Origin of the sequence: Alkalihalobacterium alkalinitrilicum (genome assembly GCF_002019605.1) — a bacterium.
Lineage (GTDB): Bacteria > Bacillota > Bacilli > Bacillales > Bacillaceae_F > Alkalihalobacterium > Alkalihalobacterium alkalinitrilicum.
In genome coordinates this window covers 4,598,431-4,618,661 of the sequence record NZ_KV917368.1, presented here as the reverse complement: position 1 = coordinate 4,618,661, position 20,231 = coordinate 4,598,431, and the positions used below count along the sequence as shown (strand labels likewise).

The window sequence follows — 20,231 nt, the reverse complement described above, 5'->3', positions numbered from 1 at the left end:
TGTCTACTCTTTTTTTGTCAAAATAGGCTGAAAAAAAAATCTTATTTTCTAGAAATAAAAATAAAATTTCCACTATTGATCAATCGTTGTGAAATTTTCATTAAAAGCGCTTTTGCTGATGCACGAGTATATGGAATAAGTAAATAAAAACCGATCGCATCAGTAATAAATCCTGGAGTGAGTAGTACTACTCCTCCTACTAAGATACAAATGCCATCTAAAATAACCCCATTCGGCAACTGACCTTGTTGCATTTGTAACTGGGCTAGGCGTAATGTTTGGAGACCTTCTTTTTTCGCTAACCATGCTCCTAATACACCTGTTAAGATAATGAGAAAAATAGTTGGCCAAATTCCTAAATAATTTCCTGATAATATTAACACTGCAATTTCTAATGCAGGCACTACGATAATTAACAAAAGTAACAATCGAAACATATGTGTAACCTACTTTCTTATTTCCTCTCTAATACACGATTGATCGTCAGCTAAGTAAAAAAACACTCCCTTAAATTCAAAAAAAGAAGGGCATACCCTTCTTTTCTTTGTAAATATTATAAAACACTTGCGTGTCCTCTGTAAATATCTCCTCTTGCACTATCGACAGTTACTTCTTCACCGTCTTTAAATCGCTCTGTTGCAAATTCGACCCCAACAATTACAGGTTTGCCCAAATTAAGTCCAACAACTGCAGCATGAGAAGTTAATCCACCTTCTTCAGTTATAACTGCAGCAGCTTTTTCAAATGCAGGAATCATATCTTTATCTGTACTTAAAGTAACGAGTACATCCCCTTCATTCACTTTTTTGTTCGCTTCTTCAGCTGAATTGGCCACAACTACTTTTCCAGTTGCCGTTCTGCGTCCGATTCCTTGACCTTTTGCAACCACTTCGCCGATAACATGAACTTTTAGTAAATTTGTTGTCCCTGTTTCTCCTACAGGTACACCTGCTGTAATGACTACTAAATCGCCGTGATTAATATAACCTGAATCCATTGCAGCTTGTACTGTAATATCGAGCATTTCATCTGTTGTCGATGCAACTCTTCCTAATCTTGGAATGACGCCCCATACTAATGAAAGTCGACGTAATACTTTTTCACTACTCGTAACGGCGATTACAGGCGATTTTGGCCGATATTTCGCTGTTACCCTCGCTGTATATCCACTTTCCGTTGCCGTTAAAATAGCTGATGCATTTAAATTATAAGCGGTATGAGAAACCGATTGGCTAATCGCACTTGTAATTGTAATTCGTGTATCTTTAATTCGCTTAGAAAGCATCTCTTTGTAATTTAAAGCTTCTTCTGTACGGCTAGCGATATTATGCATCGTCTGTACAGACTCAACTGGATATTCTCCAGCTGCAGTTTCACCAGAAAGCATAATCGCATCCGTTCCATCGAAAATGGCATTAGCTACATCACTCGCTTCTGCACGTGTTGGTCTTGGATTACGTTGCATTGAGTCGAGCATTTGTGTCGCAGTGATTACGGGTTTTGCAATGGCATTACACTTTTTAATTAATTCTTTTTGAACGAGCGGCACTTCCTCTGCAGGGATTTCAACTCCAAGGTCACCACGTGCCACCATTAATCCGTCAGCTACTTGTAAAATTTCATCAATATTATCCACACCTTCTCTATTTTCGATTTTCGGAATAATATGAATATCTGATGCTTTATATTTTTCTAAAAGATCTTTGATTTCCAGGACATCTGATGCTCTTCTCACAAAAGATGCAGCAATGAAGTCAACACCTTGCTCTACTCCAAACTTTATATCTTCAGCATCTTTGTCTGTGATAGCTGGTAAATTGACACTTACATTTGGTACATTGACGCCTTTTTTATTTTTTAACACACCTGTATTTAAAACTTTTGTTTTGATTTCATTTGTTCCTATTTCAATCACTTCTAACCCAATTAATCCATCGTCTAATAAGATCTTAGATCCAGGATGAACATCATGAATTAGACCAGGATATGTAACTGATATTTTCGCTGCATTTCCTACTACTTCTTCCATAGCTAGGATTAATTCTTGTCCTTGTTTTAATTCAACAGCGCCGCCTTCAACCGTTTGAGTTCGAACTTCTGGTCCTTTTGTATCTAAGAGGATCGCTACATTCTTTCCCGTTCTTTCAGCTGCTTCTCGAATGTTTTTTATTCGTGCCCCATGTTCTTCAAAATCACCATGAGAAAAGTTTAACCGCGCAACATTCATTCCAGCTTCGATTAACGCAATTAACTTTTCAACCGTTTCACTTGCTGGACCAATCGTACATACTATTTTTGTTTTTCGCATTGCTAATTGTTCCTCCCTGTATATATAACTATCACACAAATAGTTATAAAAACTTGTATTGTTTATTTACGAGCTAAATTGATAATTCTTGAGAAAGATTGTACATTTCTTTATCAAGAATATGCCTAACTTTAAGAATTTCATTGATATCATGGTAAACAAGCTTATTACTCTCGATTCCTACCGTTTTACCTGCCTGACCTTCTAATAACAACTCCACAGCTTTTGCTCCAAGGCGACTTGCTAATACACGATCAAAAGCCGTTGGTGAACCTCCACGTTGAATATGACCTAATACCGTCACACGTGTCTCCATTTGTGTTGCTTCTTGAATTTTATTGGCAAAATCGATGCCGCTTCCTACCCCTTCCGCGACAATAATAATACTGTGTTTTTTTCCACGCTTATGACCACGTTCAAGCCGTCTTACAATCTGATCCATATCATACTGTTCTTCTGGTATAATGATCGATTCCGCACCATCTGCTAAACCTGCCCATAATGCTAAATCACCCGCATCTCTTCCCATCACTTCCACAACATATGTTCGTTCATGAGATGTAGCCGTATCACGAATTTTATCAATCGCATCAATAATTGTATTTAAAGCCGTGTCAAAACCGATTGTAAAATCCGTACCTGGAATGTCATTATCAATAGTTCCTGGTACTCCGATTGTCGGGTAACCGCGTTCCGTTAATTTTTGTGCACCACGATATGAACCGTCACCACCAATGACGACTAACCCTTCAATGCCTATTTTATTTAATTGTTCAATCGCTTTTTTCTGACCTGCTTCCGTTTTGAATTCTTCACAGCGAGCCGTATGTAACATCGTTCCTCCACGATGTATAATATCACCAACAGAACCAATTTCTAATTTTTTTATATCCCCTGAAATTAATCCAGTAAAACCAGCATAAACACCATATACTTCAATTCCGTGAAAAATCGCCTTTCGAACGACTGCACGAATAGCAGCATTCATTCCAGGCGAGTCGCCACCACTAGTTAACACACCTATTTTTTTCATTCTACTTCCTCCTTATGTGTGCTTTTCGTATAATTCAATCTACCACGATAAAAAAAGGAAAACAATAGCATGAACCAAAACGAAAAGTGCTTTCTATTTACGGATAGAAAGCACTTTTCCTTAGTTTATGCTGATGGTATCGTTTACAAACGTATATTGTCCAATTTTTTTGTATTTTTGATAACGTTCTTCTACTAGTTCCTCTGGAGACAAAGAAGATAGTTGAGCTAACGCTTCTTCAATAATTCGATCGATCATTTTGGCTTGTTCCTGCACATCACGATGTGCTCCACCTCTAACTTCAGGAACAATATCATCAATTACACCTAACTCTTTAAGGTCTGGAGCTGTAATTTTCATCGTATCGGCTGCACGTTGTGCTTGACCTGCATCTTTCCATAATAATGCTGCCGCTCCTTCTGGTGAGATGACGGAAAACCACGTATTTTCTAGCATATAAATTCGGTTCCCAACGCCAATAGCTAACGCTCCACCACTTGCACCTTCTCCAATAACAATACAGATGATCGGGACGGTAAACCCTGACATTTCTAGTAAATTACGAGCAATCGCTTCACTCTGCCCTCTTTCTTCGGCAGACATTCCAGGGTATGCTCCTTTGGTATCTAAGAAGCAAATGATCGGTCTTCCAAATTTATTAGCCTGTTTCATTAACCGTAACGCTTTTCGATACCCTTCTGGATGTGGCATCCCAAAGTTACGATGAATGTTTTCTTTCGTGTCTTTTCCCCTTTGATGACCAATTACGGTCACAGGATTTCCTTTATATTTCGCTACCCCACCAACAATCGCTGCATCGTCACCGTATAAACGGTCACCATGCAATTCAATAAAGTCAGTAAATAAGTGATTGATATAATCTAAAGTAGTCGGTCTTTCACCTAAACGGGCGATTTGTAAACGCTCCCATGGTTTCAAATTGCCGTAAATATCTGCTTCTAATTGTTCTAGTCTAGCTTCTAGTTTGACAATTTCAGCAGACAAATCAATATCCTTTTCTTGTGTAAAAGATTTAATTTCTTTAATTTTTTCTTTTAGTTCTATGATCGGTTTTTCAAAACTTAAATCAGACATCTGTTCCACCTCCTTACTTATTGATGCATTGAAATAACTTTTACTAACGTTTCTTTCATTTCTTGACGAGGAACGACTCTATCAAGCTGACCATGCTTTAATAAAAATTCAGCGGTTTGAAAATCCACTGGTAATTCTTGACGGATCGTCTGCTCAATAATTCGTCGACCTGCAAAACCAATTAATGCTTTCGGTTCAGCAAAATTGTAATCGCCAAGTGAAGCAAAACTTGCCGAAACTCCCCCTGTTGTTGGGTGCGTCATAATCGAAATAAACAAGCCACCTTCTCGATCTAGCTTTTGCAATGCAGCACTCGTTTTAGCCATTTGCATCAAGCTAAGTACCCCTTCTTGCATCCTTGCCCCACCCGAGGCCGAAAACAAGATAAATGGTTCTTTCACTTCAATCGCTCGTTCAATCGCTCTTGTAATCTTTTCTCCAACGACAGATCCCATACTTCCCATTCGAAAACGAGAATCCATTACACCAATCACTATGTTAAACCCGTCCATTTTCCCTCTACCCGTTACGACCGCTTCATTTAAATCCGTTTTTTTCCGGTCTTGCTCTAGCTTTTCTTCATATGTAGGGAAATGGAGAGGATCTGTAGCAATCATATCTTTATCAAATTCTTCGAACGTTCCTTGATCTACAAGACTGTCAATTCTCTCATATGCGGGCATTCTATGATGATGTCCACAAGTTGAGCAGACATATAAATTTTTCTTTAATTCTTTTGTGTACATGATTGTCCGACAAGACGGACATTTTGTCATTAACCCTTCTGGAACTTCTTGCTTCGCTCGTTCAGATGGTATAGTTGCATACTTTTTCTTTTTTGTAAAAAAGTCTCTTAACACATTAACACCTCTCTCTGTACTTAGAGATACTATCAAAATTTACATAATCATATCACAATCATTTCTTCAACCGCAATAAATGGCCATTTGCAATCGTTCTTGAAATAACGATTAAAATCGACTATTTTTTAAATGCTCTTCTAGCGCAACAACAGCTTCCTGCTCGCATTTTCGCGATAACGCTTCATAAACCTTTTCGTGTTCTGCTATTGATGCTGCAGGTCTTCCCTCGCGAGCTAAAGACTCACGAATGGCAACTTTGTTATACTCTACTAATGGAATCCATAGATTTAGCAACAAACCATTGTGACAAGCTTCTACAATCGTTTTATGAAATAAGTAATCTTCTTCGACAGGAAAATCTCCATGTTGCCATTCACTTTTCGATTTCTCGATAAGTTTGTTTAACGTATCTAGTTGTTCATCTGTGATTCGTTGGCACGCTAATCGTAATGCTTCAACCTCAACAATTTTCCTCGTCTCTGCAAGGTCTTGTCTAGCACTTTCATCATTTAAAATAAAAGATAAAATAATTTCGACTAATCGATGACTTCCAGCCTTTTTAATGAATGTCCCTTCGCCGCGGCGGGTTTCGATTAATTCTAGTAATTCTAACGCTCGAAAGGCTTCCCTTACAGAAGAACGTCCCACCTGAAGACGTTCACTTAGTTCACGTTCAGATGGGAGTCGATCTCCGCTTTTTAATTGATCATTCCGAATGATTTGATTAAGTTGTTTTATAATTTCAATATATAGCTTTGGTTGGTCATTAGCCACGGGAGTCACAACCTTTTGCTCATACTATTCAATTACAGCAAGTTTTCTCGTTTTTTCCGCCACTTGTTCAGGATCAACTTTTTTACGAGCTACACCTGTTTCCATTGCTACTTTCGCCACTGCAGCCGCTACTGCAGGTGCTACTCTTGCATCAAATGGAGCAGGGATCACATAATCCGCATTTAACTCCTCTTCACTAACTAAATTAGCTATCGCATGAACAGCTGCTACTTTCATTTCCTCGTTTATATGTGTTGCACGAACATCTAATGCACCGCGGAATATACCTGGGAATGCTAAAACATTGTTCACTTGGTTAGGAAAATCCGAGCGTCCTGTACCAATTACTTTCGCTCCCGCCGCTTTTGCATCCTCTGGCATAATTTCAGGAACTGGATTAGCCATCGCAAAAATCGTTGGATCATCATTCATGCTTTCAATCATTTCTTTTGTAAGCGCACCAGCAACAGATACACCAATAAATACATCTGTTCCTTTAATTACGTCTTCGAGATTTCCCTCTTTATGTTCACGATTTGTGAATTTAGCAACTTCCGCTTTCACGTCATTCATACCATGTGGACGTCCTTCATAAATCGCGCCTTTTGAATCACACATAATAATATCTCGCACACCCATACTATGCATTAGTTTTATAATGGCAATCCCTGCTGCACCAGCACCATTAGCAACTACTTTAATTTGAGACATTTTTTTACCCGTTAATTTCAATGCGTTAATTAATCCAGCTAATGTAACAATGGCTGTACCATGTTGGTCGTCATGGAAAATAGGTATGTTCGTTTCTCTTTTTAAACGTTCTTCAATTACGAAACAGTTCGGAGCAGCAATATCTTCTAAGTTCACACCACCAAACGTAGGTTCTAGAAGCTTGACGGTTTCGATAATTTTTTCTACATCATTCGTTTTTAGGCAAATTGGAAATGCATCCACACCTGCAAATGACTTGAATAATACAGCTTTCCCTTCCATTACTGGTAAAGCTGCCTCTGGGCCGATGTTCCCTAGTCCAAGTACTGCAGTACCATCTGATACGACAGCAACCATATTACCTTTCATCGTATATTCATAAACGTTTTCTACATTATCAAAAATTTCTTTACAAGGCTCTGCGACACCTGGGGAATACGCAAGACTTAAATCATACGCATTACGGACCGCAACCTTTGATTTCGATTCTAATTTTCCTTGATTCACACGATGCATATGTAGGGCTTCTTCTCTAATTGTCGACATGTGCATTCTCTCCTTCTCTCTCATCCTATTATCGAATACTTTTTAGATTCGTTCAGACTTTACTGGTCTGACCACTAACAAACTGAATTTTATTATACCAGACCCGACAAATTGTTACACTACTTATTCACTTTTAATCACAACATTTTTCGTTCCTAGAAGGTTCTGTAACTGCCTGATCTCCTCACCTGTACTACTTATCGAATATTGTTCGGATAAAACAACTTTCTTATTTGTTTCTTCGTAAAATAAAATAACTTGTGCATCTCCATTATGGTATAAGAGAATTTCTTTTACCTTTTCAAGTATCTCCTTCTTTTCATGATTTTCCTGCACTCGTAAAAATATTCTTGTTTCTTTCTTTTTTTCTTTTATATCTTTTAATAATGCTAGATGTTGAACAATGAATGACCGTCTATCTTGTTTTTCATCTATTTGCAGTTCTACTAGCACTAATTCTTTTTCTTTTAAAAGGTGATTATAGTGTTGCCAACTTTTTGGAAATATAACGACTTCTAGTTCACCTACATCATCCTGTATACGAATAAAGCCCATTTCTTCCCCTTTTTTCGTTTTTATCCTTCTGACACTTTGTAAAAATCCCGCAATCGTTTGCTTCGATCCTCGACTTCCGATACTAGCTTGATTCGTGGACACCCGATGGTATGTTTTTAAAATAGAAGAATACTTTAAAAGCGGGTGCCCTGATAGATACAATCCTGTCACTTCTAATTCATAGTGGAGAAGCTCTTCTTCACTAAATGGTGGAACTGAGTAGTAACTTGGTCGCTCCATTTCAAGTGAAAATAGCTGTCCGTTCATTTTATGATTTTTCATAACTTCTTCTCCATACTCGAGTGCATCATCTAGAGTAGCTAGTAATTGAGCACGGTGATAACCAAATGTATCAAAGCAACCTGCAACAACGAGAGCTTCAATGGCTCGTTTCGTTACTGCACGCATGTCCACTCTGGCACAAAAATCAAATAAATCCTTATAATCCTTGTTGTTTCGTTTGCTGATGATTTCTGAAGCCGCTTTTTCCCCCACATATCGAATTGGCGCAAAACCAAAGCGAATTCCTTGCTCCTCCATAGAAAAAGTATAGGAGCTACGATTAATATGTGGTGGTAATATCTTAATGCCGTGATTTTTCGCTTCCGCTATATATTGACTTAATTTTTCTTGATGAAAAACAACACTTGAAAACAAAGCAGCATAAAACGATGTCGGATAGTTCGCTTTTAAATATGCTAATTGATACGCAATCATACTATAAGCGACGGCATGACTACGGTTAAAGCCATAGTTAGCAAAGCGGACGATCATGTTATAAACATCATTTGCACTCTTTTCATCATACCCTTGTTGTTTCGCGCCTTTCACAAACTTAAATCGCTGTTCTTCTAACACATCTCGCTTTTTCTTACTGACCGCACGTCTCAATAAATCGGCTTCCCCTAGTGAGAACCCTGCCATCGTTGCTGCAATCTGCATAATTTGCTCTTGATAAACGATAACACCATATGTTGGCTTTAATATTGGTTCCAAATGCGGATGTGGGTAGATTACTTTTCGACGATTATGCTTTCCATCAATATAGGTCCCAATAAACTCCATAGGACCTGGTCGATAAAGAGCGTTAACAGCAACAATATCTTCAAACTCAGATGGTTGCAGCTGCTGTAATACTCTTCTCATCCCTTGAGACTCTAGTTGAAATACCCCTGTTGTTTCACCCTTGCATAGCAACTCAAACGTTTTAGAATCATCAAGTGGCAATGCATCGATATTTAAGGTCTCACCTGTACTTTTTTTAACAGCAAATACAATTTGCTCCAAAAGCGTTAAGTTCCGTAGACCTAAAAAATCCATTTTCAATAAGCCAATTTCCTCTAATACGCCCATTGAATATTGCGTCAAAGCTGTTCGTTGTTCATCGATTAATAAAGGCACATGATCCGTTAAACGTGTTGAACTCATCACAACTCCTGCAGCATGAGTAGACGTATGTCGAGGTAATCCTTCTACTAACCGTGCTGCTTCATACAACCGTTTGGCAACAGGTGTATCTTGAACGATTTGCTGTAATTTTTTATTTTCCATCCATGCGATTTCTAACTTAATCCCTGGTGTGTTGGGGATCAGCTTAGCCACCCTATCAATAATTCGACTATCGATGTTCATCACTCGGCCCACATCACGAACTGCTGCTCTTGCTGCTAACGTACCAAAAGTAATGATTTGTGCTACATGCTCTTCACCATATTTTTGACGGACATAGTCAATCACTTCATCACGTCTATGATCTGGAAAATCAATGTCAATATCCGGCATCGTTATCCGTTCTGGATTTAAAAACCGTTCAAACAATAAACCGTATTGGATTGGATCAATCTTAGTAATGTCTAACAAATAAGCAACTAATGAACCTGCAGCCGAACCCCTTCCTGGTCCTGTTATCATTCCCGCGTCGCTAGCAAACTTCATAAAATCCCATACGATTAAAAAGTAGTCACTAAAACCCATGGTCGAAATGACTTGTAGTTCATAACGAAGTCGTTCTTTTATTACATCCGTAATATCAGCATACTTTAATGTCATTTGTTCAAGACATTTTTCATAGAGAAAACGATCACTCGTAACATCTCCAGTTAGCGGAAATTTCGGTAGTTGTATAGTACCAAGCGAAAGCGATAGCGAACAACGATCAGCAATCTTTACTGAATTGGCTAAAAAGCTAACGTATTTTTTAAAAAGGATATTCATTTCTTCTGCCGTTTTTAAATAATACTGCTCATGGCGAAGATCATCACGTTCAACCCATTTCCCTTCTCGAATGCTGTTTACGGTTTCATAAGCTAATACTTGCTCTTGATCCGTAAAATGAACATGGTTAGAAGCAACTACTTCAATTTCATAGAACATAGCTAGTTCTACAACTTTATTCAGTATAACTAAATCTTCTCTGTGATGAATTTGAATTTCGATATACAGATCAGTCAAACTTATTTTTGCCTTCAACTGTCTGAGAAATTGCTCCAACTCCTGTTGATTATTGGAGTAGATGGCATCAAGAATTAGTCCCTTTTCATACCCAATGACAACGATTAAACCATCCTTGTATTTGAGGACACTATCTAAATCAACTGTTTGGTGAGGGTGACGATTCGCAAGCGTTGAAAGTTGAATTAAATGTTGATATCCTATTCTATTTTTAGCATAAAAAAGAATGGGGTAAGCTTTTGTTTGATCGGCATTCGTTACCTTTAACTCCAGTCCGATAATAGGCTTAATTCCTTTTGCTAAACACTCTTTATAAAAAGGAATTGCCCCAAAAAGAACACCTTTATCCGTGATCGCTAGTGCTTGAAACCCTTTGTCCTTTGCACTTTGTACGACTTCGCGGATCCGACATGCGCCTGTTAATAAACTGTATTCTGTATGTACATGCAGATGGACAAAACTCATCTGACGTCTCCTTCCCTTAATAGGTGCCAGGCACCTTTCCCACATTAAAGGTGATTAACGCACCCTTTATTTTCATTATACTATTGAAGGTCTCGAAAGGAAAAAACAAGCATATTATCACTAAAGACGAGCTATACATGATAGAAAGGAATTCATCTTGTTTAGAAAAAGGAGAGGTTCTATATGGACCGAAATTTTGCTGCTACTCTCGTTGTAGACTTCTTCGTTGCTTTTGGTGTAATCATAGGTGGTGCTATTATTGGTGGTATTAGTGCATTTTTAATCGGGGAACCCCCATTGCAAAAGATAAGTGAATTAGCAGCAAGTTTAAAGATATGGGCGATTGTCGCAGCCATAGGTGGTACATTTGATGCGTTTACGAGCTTAGAACGTGGTCTATTTCAAGGAACACATGATGATATTTTCAAAACGCTTTTAATGATTTTTTCTGCCCTATGTGGCGCTCAAGCCGGGACAACGATTATTCAATGGCTAACCCAGGAGTAGTGATTTATGAGAGTTCCTCCATATTACAAGCGACCAGGTTGGCAACGTTTCTTTGCTGGCATTATTATTGGAATGATTATCGGTTGGGTGTTTTTTGTCTACGAATTTGGAACCATTAACGAAACATTAGTTAGTGAAATAAAAAAACAACAGATTACGATCGACTCTTTAAAACAAGACATTGAAACGTTAAGAAGCGTCGAAAAAAAATTGAATGAGGAAAATGAAAAGAAGCTGACGATCCAAGAGCTAGAAATGTACTTTACAAATGAAAAACAAGTAAAACTAAGTGAATTAACGTTATATGAATTAAAACAAAAAGGTTTGAATGAACTTCGTTTTTTAAAAGGAAAAGACATTGCAACGGTTTCTGCTACAGAGGAATTAATGATTCGAACAATTGAAAATACGGTATTTGAAATTGGTGACAATCGTTACAAATTAAAAGTAGAACAAGTTCACTTATACACCACATTAGTTCTTCATATGAAAATAGAACTAGCCCCATAACATCTCATTTAACACAAGATTTACTAAGTAGAAAATTTGTGAAAATTATTGCAAAATACTCTCATTTCTCTTTCTTTTCCGTTATAATAGAATTAGCATATTTGTCTAAAACGAACAAATCACTCCAATCCGTAGGAGGTGCTTTACATGGATGTTACTGGAAAAGAAATGGTAATTAATCGAAAAGAAATGGCGTTAAAAAAAGTAGAAAAGTTAAAGGCAGGGTATTCTGCATTCGCTGAATCAAAAGAAGTATCCGAGATGATAAAAAAGCAGCTGGCCAAAGAAGGTATTGAAGTATACGAAGATGTTACCGAAATGGGTTCGTGGTTTATTCCAGCAAACAAAAAAGAATAAAGTGAAACTTCCATCAGTGAGGTTTTCCTCTTCCCCCACTGATGGTTAGTTGAACCAATCAGGCACTTACTGGCAGTTTATCCCCCACTTATCCTTCTTTGATTCTTCGAAGTCTTGAAGTGGGGATATTACTGCCAGTTGATGCGGGATAAACAAAAAGAGAGGCTTCCAAAATTCCGATCGTAGAATTTTTTGGAAGTCTCTCTTTATCTGTTTCAGTTTTTAGGGTGAAGACCACTACCTATTAGCGTAGGTGGGAAGTTCTAATCAGGTGGAGTCAAGACTCCATCGGATTACCCGATGGTCCAGCTTGCTCAAACAAGTTCGCTTATTTTGTTTTACAAGCTTCAAGTAAATCCTTAATAATGAGCTTTGTCTCATTCCAATCTTTTGCTTTCGCTCCCGAAGCCATCGGATGACCGCCACCACGATACTTTTGTGCAATCTGATGAACGTGGGGACCTTTCGAACGTAATCGCACTCGAATGTCTCCACTATCTTCATCTTCTACAAAAAATACCCATGCTTTTAGACCTTCAACATCACTAAAAGAATTCACCAATTGAGAAGATTCATTTGCGGTAACCTTAAACTTTTGGAGAACATCCTTTGTTAAATTCATGATTCCTAGTCCCCTGTCATCCATCTCAAAATGTTGGAGGATATATCCTTCAAGACGAGTCATCTTTTCATCTTTTTTATATAGGTTTGAATAAAACATCGTCTGATCAATGTTTAATTGTAATAACTCGCTTATGTATCGGTGTGTTTTCGACGTAGTATTTGAATAGCGAAACCGTCCCGTATCCCCCACAATTCCTGAATACAATAGTAAAGCGGATTGATCGGTTAAGACATAATTTTTCGCTTCTAAATACAGTTCTACGATCATTTCACAGACAGAACTCGCTTCGGTATTCACCCAGACAATATCTCCATAAGGGTCTTCGTTTGGATGATGATCGATTTTAATCAGGAAATCGCCCTTATCGTATCGTTGATCACTAATCCGTTCCGTATTCGCTGTATCACAAACGATCACCAAAGCACCTGTATATGTAGTATCCTCAATTTCGTCCATCGTCGCTAAAAAATTTAATGAAGGTTCTTCCTCACCGACCACAAATACTTTCTTATTTTCGAATGTCGATTTTATTAATTCCGCTAACCCTACTTGGGAACCGATCGCATCTGGATCAGGACGTTCGTGGCGATGGATAATGATCGTCTCATACTCCACAATTTTTTTTAAAATTGTTTCAATCATTTGTCATTCTCCTTTGAAAACTAGATTTAGTATTCCTTTCACGTTAAAATATGTAATGACGCTTGTCCAATGAAAGGACACAAAGCAAAAGGAGGTCCTATATACATGACACAATCATTACTTATTTTAATTGTGATATCGCTCGCATTCTTTATTTATTTTAAAATAAAGTTTTGGCGTACAACGGCTACAATTGAGAAGAAGTGGCAGCAAACTCGAGCCAATATTGCACTAGGTGCATTTCTTATTTTCTTTGGCCTTAATCTACTCGTCTTTCCAAGAAGTACAGTAGATATTATTATTGGAATTATTTTTACTTTATTAGGTGTTGCTAACGCCTATTTCGGTTTTCAAAATTACAAGCATTATCTTCCACAAGTCGTAGAGGAACGAAAAGCAAGATAATCGTGAAAAGCGGCTGACGCAATTAGGTCTGCCTCTTTTGTACTTTATTCATGTTTACTCGTGATAAACGATATTTTTATTTAGTCGAGAAGTTGCGCCATCATTAACGCTTTTCCAACGATTTCACCATCATGATAAAGCTCAACATCAATTTTTCCATGTTTTCTTCCAATTTCAAGCAATTTGGGTTGAATATTAATTGTTGTATCAATTTGTACAGGCTTAATAAAGTATAGAGTTACATTCTCAACGACAAGATCACCTTTTTTATATTTTCTCAGTGCCCGACTCCCTGCTTCTGTGACAATTGTTGTCACAACACCATAGGATAACGTACCTAAGTGATTCGTCATTTGCGGGGTGACTTCACATTGAAACAAAAGTTGATCCGATGTGGAGTGATCAGATAAGCGGCTCGTAACAACGTCTTCGATCGTCTCTCCTACATGTGGTTGACGTTGGACCATTTGCAGTGCCTTTAGTACATCTTGTCTACTAATAACTCCGATCAGTTTGCGTTGCTGGTCGACGACTGGAAGCAACTCTATTCCTTCCCAAACCATAACATGGGCAACAGAAGCTACAGAAGTCCGTTCATTAACTGTAATCGGATTTTTCGTCATCACTTTTTCAATAGGAGTTAAGCGATTGACTCCAAGTACGTCTTTAGATGTAACCATCCCTTGAACTCTAAATCCTTCATCTACGACAGGATACCTGCTATGTCCTGTTTTTTGATTTAACTCATGCCACTTTTCAACCGTATTCGTTATTGTCATATAATATGTATCTTGTAAGGGAATTAATATATCATCAACAAGAACGATTTCTTTTTTAATAAGTTGGTCATAAATAGCACGGTTAATCATCGTTGCCACTGTAAAGGTATCATAGCTTGTTGAGATAATCGGAAGCTCTAATTCATCAGCTAATTTAATAACCTCATCACTCGTATCAAAGCCACCTGTAATTAATACCGCTGCCCCAGCTTCTAATGCAATTTTATGCACCTGATAACGATTTCCAACGATTAATAGGTTACCTGGATCAACATAGCGCATCATCGCTTCTAGCTTCATTGCTCCAATAACAAAACGGTTTAACGTTTTATAAAGTCCTTGTCTTCCACCGAGAACAGACCCGTCAACAATATTTACGACTTCAGCAAACGTCAACTTTTCAATATTTTCCTTCTTTTTCTTTTCAATGCGGATTGTACCTACTCGTTCTATCGTTGATACAAACCCTTGGTTTTCAGCTTCTTTTATCGCTCGATAGGCTGTCCCTTCACTGACATTAAGTGCTTTTGCAATTTGGCGAACCGAAATCTTTTCACCGATTCCTAGATCGTTTATATGTTGCAATATTTGTTCATGTTTTGTTGCCATATCCCCTCACCACACTTTCTTGTGAACTGTATCTATTAAACTTCTCTAAACTGTATTAGTTCTATTATACTGTTCGGGGATAGGCACTTCAAGGCTACCTACTATATCTTCTTACTTTATTTCCTTGATTTCCTGTTTCTACTTCTCCTGTAGATAGCTTTTTAGGCTCTTTCTTGTAAAGGATTCCAACTAAATTCCCTCCTACAACAATTAACGCAAATAAAAGCCAAGATAGTGCAAAAATCCCACCTAACCCTGGTTCTCCTAGTGGAATACGTGGTACTGCAAAGTAAATAAGTGCACATGCAAGTAGTACACACAAAAATAGTCTTTGTTTCATCGTCTTTCCTCCCTTTCTATCCCAAATAATTTTATAGCCAGCACCTCGAGGTCAAATAACCTGGCAGGGTAAATGTCAAATTGCGGACTTTTACCGCCAGAACATTTGCTTGTCGGTGCTAAACGGCAACATCCGCTTTTCTTGTAAAGTTGTCCTATTTTATCATATGAGCAAATCATAAAAAAAGAAGCATAACTTTTTTTGCTAAGTTGTGCTTCTTTTCACATCATTTATAGTTCAATTGCTTCTCCAGGGGCTAATACTTTCCCAACACCAGCTGGAAGTTGTTGCACAAACTGATTTCCATCTTGCTCAATGACAGGGAACGTATTGTAATGAACTGGGATAACTTGTTTAGCTTGAACCCACTTCGCTGCAAGCGATGCATCTTCAGGTCCCATCGTAAAGTTGTCACCAATTGGTAAGAATGCAACATCGATATCATTAAGTTCACCGATCAGTTTCATATCCGAAAACAACGCTGTATCTCCTGCATGATAAATGGTTTTGCCTTCAGCTGAAAATAAAATTCCGCTTGGCATTCCTGTATAAATAATTGCCTTTTCATCTTCATTTACCATAGCCGACCCGTGAAACGCCTGCGTTAACTTCACTCTTCCAAATTCAAAGGTGTGAGCACCACCAATATGCATCGGGTGGACAGTAACTCCTTGCCAACCTAAATATGTAGCCAATTCAAACGGTGCTATAACAAGAGCATTGTTTCGTTTTGCTAATTCTACCGTGTCACCTACATGATCATTATGACCATGCGTAAGTAAAATAACATCCACCTTAACATGATCTGCATTTAAATCGCTTTGTCCATTGCCTGTAATAAACGGGTCGATGATTATGTTGGTTCCATTTGTCTCAATCATTACAACAGAGTGGCCATGAAATGATAGTTTCATTTAAACATTCAGCTCCTTTTCGTTTCTCTTTTTATCATTACGAGATGATAAGGTTAATTCCTGCTACGAAATTATGATGATTTTGAATCATGAGTAACCTTCTTCTTCTTAATACCTTGCGTTTCCGTTACAAATGAGGCTTCTAATACAGCATTCGGGTCAACGGACAAGACGACATCTTTTAGTTTTGGATACATAAAGCGATTCGTAATGCAATAAATGATTAAGCGTTCGTCACCAGTATACCCACCTTGTCCATGTAGATAAGTAATTTGAACATCTAATTCTTTCAAAAGACATTCTCCAACTTCATAAGGCTGGTCAGAAATAATCATTACCGATTTCCCTTGATTTAAACCATCTAATACAAAATCTATCATTTTAGACACGATATAGAAGACAGCAATCGAGAACATCGCTTTTTCTAATGTAAATACAAAGGCCGCTGCTGTTAATATGAGTGCATTAACGGCTAATAAAAATGTACTAATTGGAATATGAAAACGACGTTGCATCCAAATTGCTAACATTTCCGTTCCATCAACAGCCCCACCAGACTTAACAACAAGACCAATTCCTACACCTAAGAGCAATCCACCGTATAAAACGATTAAAACTTCCGAAGAGGTGATAGCCGCCATTGGGGCTAACCACATAAGCCCAAGTGTAGTGACTATATTGGCATAGATCGTTCGAACAACAAATCGCCTTCCCATAAAGTTTGCTGCAAACATTAACGTTGGTAGATTTAAAGCAATGTACACTGCCCATATAGGAAAGCCCCAAACCGAATTTACCATAATAGAAATGGCGGTAACCCCACCGTCTACTAAACCATTCGGAGCAAGAATTAACTCTAACCCAACCGCTGTGATTAAAGAGCCAATGGTAAGTAACAGATAATCCAATATTTTTTTCATTCGTTTCCCCTTTACCTTAATCCTTTAGCTTATTTTACCATAAGATTTTCATTACTTTAATATATGCTCTATTTCTCTACCGTATCAAAGAAAAAAGCTAAAGATGATATCATCCTTAGCTGCTTCCTTTTTTTCTAATTATTTTGCAGTATTTCCAGTGCACTCTTATACTCTAAGTCTTGAGCTTCGGCAACGGCTTGATAGGTGACATGCCCTTCTAATGTGTTAATTCCTTTTAATAACGCTGAATTATCAAGACAAGCTTGTCGGAATCCTTTGTTTGCGATTTGAGCTGCAAATGGGATCGTTACGTTTGTTAACGCAATCGTCGAAGTTCTTGGCACTGCTCCTGGCATGTTGGCGACAGCGTAATGCAGCACACCATGTTTTTCATACGTTGGGTTATCATGCGTTGTGATACGGTCCGTTGTTTCAAAAATCCCACCTTGATCAATTGCAACATCAACTACAACGGAACCTGGTTGCATCGATTGAATCATTTCTTCTGTCACAAGACGCGGAGCCTTTGCACCTGGAATTAGAACCGCACCAATGACTAAATCCGAATCACGAACTGAATCAGCTATATTCATTGGGTTAGACATCATCGTGTTAATTTCTTTTCCGAAAATATCATCCAATTGTCTTAGTCGGTCTGGACTTAAATCAAGAATAGTCACATTAGCTCCTAAACCAATCGCAATTTTTGCTGCATTGGTACCAACAATTCCTCCACCGATTATCGTAACCTTTCCACGGTTAACACCTGGAACTCCTGATAATAATGTACCTTTCCCCCCATTTGGTTTCTCTAAAAATTGCGCACCGATTTGTGAAGCCATTCGTCCAGCCACTTCACTCATCGGAATGAGAAGTGGCAGTGAACCATTGGGTGGCTGTACCGTTTCATAAGCAATTCCAACTACTTTTCGATCTATCAACGCTTGGGTTAATTGACGCTCTGGAGCTAAATGTAAGTACGTAAATAAAATTTGACCTTCATAAAAGTGATCAAATTCTTCAGCAAGTGGCTCCTTAACTTTCATTACCATCTCCTGTGACCAAGCTTCCTTTGCTGACTCAACGATTATCGCACCAGCATTTACATATTGTTCATCCGTAAAGCCTGAGCCATTTCCAGCCCCTTTTTGAATAAAAACTTCATGTCCTAAATTAGAGAGCGTAATAACTCCGGCAGGCGTCATCGCTACTCGATTTTCGTTATTTTTTATTTCAGTTGGGACACCGATTTTCAAACCTTACACCTCATTTGTAAAGTGAATACTTTTGGAAAAACAATTTCATTTTAGTCATTCCCAAAACCTCTATTACCATTACGAAGAATTTTCCTTGTCCCACACCCATGTAAATAATTTTCCTTCACCGTTCATCATTCTTATATCTAATCGTTCAATATTTTCATATCCATTCGCTTTTAACTGTTTTACCATAAATTCAACCTTGGCATCTTCACGAAGTTGGATAAGAGAGATCATCTCTTGTACTTTTTTCTCAGCTTCTTTCCCTCTTTTTATCTCATTACCTGTTTCATATTCATATTGATCTGGGTTATCATACTCCCATTGATGAATGACCCCATTTTCAATAACTGTAATTTTGATTGCAAATTTATCCATGAGCTCTGATGCTAAGCCTAACGGTGAATTAGCAAGTAACAGCACACCCATTAGAAGAACAAATAAGATTTGACGTTTTTTCATCCATATCACCTCTAGTATTAAGGTGCATTATTTTGGAAAAAAAAATACATGTTATATTTAAAATATAACATGTTACCTACTTCACCAATTGGATTTGGATATCACCACTGTTTTATCTATGACTATTAATTACGTCAAGTCCACCTGTTATTTCAAGTACGGTTCCTGTAATCATATCCGAATTTTCTTGACAAAGAAAACTAATTGCTCTTGCAATATCTTCACCAGTTCCTGAACGACCGACTGGTGTTTTTTCATCATAAAACTGACGAGCATGCACAATCGTTGCTTCCTTCATTTCACCTAAAATATTTCCTGGACATACCATATTAACGGTAATACCATTCTCTGCTTCTTCGATGGCTAGCGTCTTCATTAAGGAAACAAGCCCAACTTTTGCAGCGGCATATGCTGAACGATAAATCCATCCTGGTGCATCATTTGCACCTTGAAATCCATACGCAACAATTCTCCCAAACTTTTGCTTTCGCATAAGCGGAATGACGCCTTTAGCAATATGAAAGAATGAACTTAAATTACCTTCAACCATTTCATACCACTCAGCCTCTGTATAATCAACTAACTTTTTACGCTCAAAAATATAAGGACCTGCATTATGAACAAATATATCAATCTTTTGGAACTTACGAATTGATGATTGGATCAGTTCGTTTAAATCTTCTTTATTTGTAACGTCTGCCTGCACAAAATGAAGTCGGTCTACTATTTCTTTCCATCGTTCTTTCAACTTTTCTACGGCTATAAAATCACTTCGATAACTAACCGTAACAGAATACCCTTCTTCTAATAATTGCTCTGTAACTTTAAGGCCAAGTCCTTTTGTACCTGCCGTAACAATCGCATGTCGCATAAACGTCACACCTTCCACCTATTGAAACTACTCCTTTTACATTGATCATACAATGAAAGGGACATTAAGTAAAAAAGATTGCTTACCTGTTAAAGCGAAACTTCCATCAGTGAAGATTTTCCTCTTCACCCACTTCTCCTTCTTAGATTCCTCGAAATCTTGAAGTAGGGGGATTAATGCCAGTTATTGCTGGAAAAAAAAGTTATGTAAAAAGGCCGACTACTAACCGT

At 37.9% G+C, this 20,231-nt stretch carries 20 protein-coding genes; 4 read left to right on the top strand and 16 right to left on the bottom strand.

Translation table 11 applies throughout. The features are described 5' to 3' along the window. Positions 1–41 precede the first annotated feature (41 nt). From BK574_RS22365 to dnaE, 8 genes are all read right to left on the bottom strand, one after another. Entirely contained in the window at positions 42–437 is a 396-nt protein-coding gene (locus BK574_RS22365; RefSeq protein WP_075386017.1) for an FxsA family protein, read from the bottom strand. A gap of 116 nt (positions 438–553) precedes the next feature. Beyond that, complete coding sequence (gene pyk, locus BK574_RS22360; RefSeq protein ID WP_075386016.1) at positions 554–2,308, bottom strand: pyruvate kinase; 1,755 nt, start codon at positions 2,306–2,308, stop codon at positions 554–556. Positions 2,309–2,381: 73 nt separating this feature from the next. Next, complete coding sequence (gene pfkA / locus BK574_RS22355; RefSeq protein ID WP_075386015.1) at positions 2,382–3,341, bottom strand: 6-phosphofructokinase; 960 nt, start codon at positions 3,339–3,341, stop codon at positions 2,382–2,384. Between the two features lie 120 nt (positions 3,342–3,461). Further along, complete coding sequence (gene accA / locus BK574_RS22350; RefSeq protein WP_078430142.1) at positions 3,462–4,436, bottom strand: acetyl-CoA carboxylase carboxyl transferase subunit alpha; 975 nt, start codon at positions 4,434–4,436, stop codon at positions 3,462–3,464. A gap of 17 nt (positions 4,437–4,453) precedes the next feature. Continuing rightward, positions 4,454–5,296: an acetyl-CoA carboxylase, carboxyltransferase subunit beta gene (gene accD / locus BK574_RS22345; RefSeq protein WP_078430141.1), complete on the bottom strand. Its 843-nt coding sequence runs from the start codon at positions 5,294–5,296 to the stop codon at positions 4,454–4,456. Between the two features lie 111 nt (positions 5,297–5,407). After that, entirely contained in the window at positions 5,408–6,073 is a 666-nt protein-coding gene (locus tag BK574_RS22340) for a FadR/GntR family transcriptional regulator (protein WP_078430140.1), read from the bottom strand. Between the two features lie 24 nt (positions 6,074–6,097). Continuing rightward, positions 6,098–7,330, bottom strand: a complete 1,233-nt coding sequence (ystJ, locus tag BK574_RS22335; RefSeq protein ID WP_075386011.1) for an NADP-dependent malic enzyme — start codon at positions 7,328–7,330, stop codon at positions 6,098–6,100. A 123-nt stretch (positions 7,331–7,453) separates the two neighbouring features. Next, positions 7,454–10,801 (bottom strand): DNA polymerase III subunit alpha, encoded by a 3,348-nt coding sequence (gene dnaE / locus BK574_RS22330; protein WP_078430139.1) that lies wholly within the window; start codon positions 10,799–10,801, stop codon positions 7,454–7,456. Between the two features lie 183 nt (positions 10,802–10,984). Here dnaE and ytrH point away from each other — a divergent pair, with 183 nt between their 5' ends. The 3 genes from ytrH to BK574_RS22315 all read left to right on the top strand — a co-directional run bounded on the left by ytrH (position 10,985) and on the right by BK574_RS22315 (position 12,175). Continuing rightward, entirely contained in the window at positions 10,985–11,308 is a 324-nt protein-coding gene (gene ytrH / locus BK574_RS22325; protein WP_075386009.1) for a sporulation membrane protein YtrH, read from the top strand. Positions 11,309–11,314: 6 nt separating this feature from the next. Beyond that, positions 11,315–11,818, top strand: coding sequence for a sporulation membrane protein YtrI (ytrI, locus tag BK574_RS22320; RefSeq protein ID WP_078430138.1), 504 nt, complete (start codon positions 11,315–11,317; stop codon positions 11,816–11,818). A gap of 147 nt (positions 11,819–11,965) precedes the next feature. Beyond that, entirely contained in the window at positions 11,966–12,175 is a 210-nt protein-coding gene (locus BK574_RS22315; protein ID WP_078430137.1) for a YtzJ family protein, read from the top strand. Between the two features lie 328 nt (positions 12,176–12,503). On the opposite strand, the gene BK574_RS22310 is transcribed toward BK574_RS22315, so the two are convergent. Continuing rightward, positions 12,504–13,442: a DHH family phosphoesterase gene (locus BK574_RS22310; RefSeq protein ID WP_078430136.1), complete on the bottom strand. Its 939-nt coding sequence runs from the start codon at positions 13,440–13,442 to the stop codon at positions 12,504–12,506. Between the two features lie 105 nt (positions 13,443–13,547). Between BK574_RS22310 and BK574_RS22305 the strand changes: the two genes are divergently transcribed. After that, positions 13,548–13,847 (top strand): YtpI family protein, encoded by a 300-nt coding sequence (locus BK574_RS22305; protein ID WP_075386006.1) that lies wholly within the window; start codon positions 13,548–13,550, stop codon positions 13,845–13,847. Between the two features lie 80 nt (positions 13,848–13,927). Here BK574_RS22305 and BK574_RS22300 read toward each other — a convergent pair whose 3' ends face one another. The 7 genes from BK574_RS22300 to BK574_RS22270 all read right to left on the bottom strand — a co-directional run bounded on the left by BK574_RS22300 (position 13,928) and on the right by BK574_RS22270 (position 20,001). Next, positions 13,928–15,235 carry a DRTGG domain-containing protein gene (locus tag BK574_RS22300; protein WP_078430135.1) on the bottom strand — a complete coding sequence of 436 codons (1,308 nt, stop codon included), beginning with the start codon at positions 15,233–15,235 and terminating at the stop codon, positions 13,928–13,930. A 94-nt stretch (positions 15,236–15,329) separates the two neighbouring features. Continuing rightward, entirely contained in the window at positions 15,330–15,575 is a 246-nt protein-coding gene (locus tag BK574_RS22295; RefSeq protein WP_078430134.1) for a hypothetical protein, read from the bottom strand. A 230-nt stretch (positions 15,576–15,805) separates the two neighbouring features. Then, complete coding sequence (locus BK574_RS22290) at positions 15,806–16,489, bottom strand: metal-dependent hydrolase (protein WP_078430133.1); 684 nt, start codon at positions 16,487–16,489, stop codon at positions 15,806–15,808. A 71-nt stretch (positions 16,490–16,560) separates the two neighbouring features. Then, complete coding sequence (locus BK574_RS22285; RefSeq protein ID WP_075386002.1) at positions 16,561–17,409, bottom strand: YitT family protein; 849 nt, start codon at positions 17,407–17,409, stop codon at positions 16,561–16,563. A 134-nt stretch (positions 17,410–17,543) separates the two neighbouring features. Continuing rightward, the gene (gene ald / locus BK574_RS22280) at positions 17,544–18,665 is read right to left on the bottom strand and encodes an alanine dehydrogenase (protein ID WP_078430132.1); all 1,122 of its coding nucleotides are present in this window, start codon (positions 18,663–18,665) and stop codon (positions 17,544–17,546) included. Between the two features lie 78 nt (positions 18,666–18,743). Continuing rightward, the gene (locus tag BK574_RS22275) at positions 18,744–19,130 is read right to left on the bottom strand and encodes a hypothetical protein (protein ID WP_078430131.1); all 387 of its coding nucleotides are present in this window, start codon (positions 19,128–19,130) and stop codon (positions 18,744–18,746) included. A gap of 112 nt (positions 19,131–19,242) precedes the next feature. After that, entirely contained in the window at positions 19,243–20,001 is a 759-nt protein-coding gene (locus tag BK574_RS22270) for an SDR family oxidoreductase (protein ID WP_075386226.1), read from the bottom strand. Between the last annotated feature and the right edge of the window lie 230 nt (positions 20,002–20,231).

Excerpts from the sequence above, each read along its gene's own strand:
- BK574_RS22365 (WP_075386017.1), bottom strand. The coding sequence starts at position 437 with ATGTTTCGATTGTTACTTTTGTTAATTATCGTAGTGCCTGCATTAGAA.
- pyk (WP_075386016.1), bottom strand. The coding sequence starts at position 2,308 with ATGCGAAAAACAAAAATAGTATGTACGATTGGTCCAGCAAGTGAAACG.
- pfkA (WP_075386015.1), bottom strand. The coding sequence starts at position 3,341 with ATGAAAAAAATAGGTGTGTTAACTAGTGGTGGCGACTCGCCTGGAATG.
- accA (WP_078430142.1), bottom strand. The coding sequence starts at position 4,436 with ATGTCTGATTTAAGTTTTGAAAAACCGATCATAGAACTAAAAGAAAAA.
- ystJ (WP_075386011.1), bottom strand. The coding sequence starts at position 7,330 with ATGTCGACAATTAGAGAAGAAGCCCTACATATGCATCGTGTGAATCAA.
- dnaE (WP_078430139.1), bottom strand. The coding sequence starts at position 10,801 with ATGAGTTTTGTCCATCTGCATGTACATACAGAATACAGTTTATTAACA.
- ytrH (WP_075386009.1), top strand. The coding sequence starts at position 10,985 with ATGGACCGAAATTTTGCTGCTACTCTCGTTGTAGACTTCTTCGTTGCT.
- ytrI (WP_078430138.1), top strand. The coding sequence starts at position 11,315 with ATGAGAGTTCCTCCATATTACAAGCGACCAGGTTGGCAACGTTTCTTT.
- BK574_RS22315 (WP_078430137.1), top strand. The coding sequence starts at position 11,966 with ATGGATGTTACTGGAAAAGAAATGGTAATTAATCGAAAAGAAATGGCG.
- BK574_RS22310 (WP_078430136.1), bottom strand. The coding sequence starts at position 13,442 with ATGATTGAAACAATTTTAAAAAAAATTGTGGAGTATGAGACGATCATT.
- BK574_RS22305 (WP_075386006.1), top strand. The coding sequence starts at position 13,548 with ATGACACAATCATTACTTATTTTAATTGTGATATCGCTCGCATTCTTT.
- BK574_RS22300 (WP_078430135.1), bottom strand. The coding sequence starts at position 15,235 with ATGGCAACAAAACATGAACAAATATTGCAACATATAAACGATCTAGGA.
- BK574_RS22295 (WP_078430134.1), bottom strand. The coding sequence starts at position 15,575 with ATGAAACAAAGACTATTTTTGTGTGTACTACTTGCATGTGCACTTATT.
- BK574_RS22290 (WP_078430133.1), bottom strand. The coding sequence starts at position 16,489 with ATGAAACTATCATTTCATGGCCACTCTGTTGTAATGATTGAGACAAAT.
- BK574_RS22285 (WP_075386002.1), bottom strand. The coding sequence starts at position 17,409 with ATGAAAAAAATATTGGATTATCTGTTACTTACCATTGGCTCTTTAATC.
- BK574_RS22275 (WP_078430131.1), bottom strand. The coding sequence starts at position 19,130 with ATGAAAAAACGTCAAATCTTATTTGTTCTTCTAATGGGTGTGCTGTTA.
- BK574_RS22270 (WP_075386226.1), bottom strand. The coding sequence starts at position 20,001 with ATGCGACATGCGATTGTTACGGCAGGTACAAAAGGACTTGGCCTTAAA.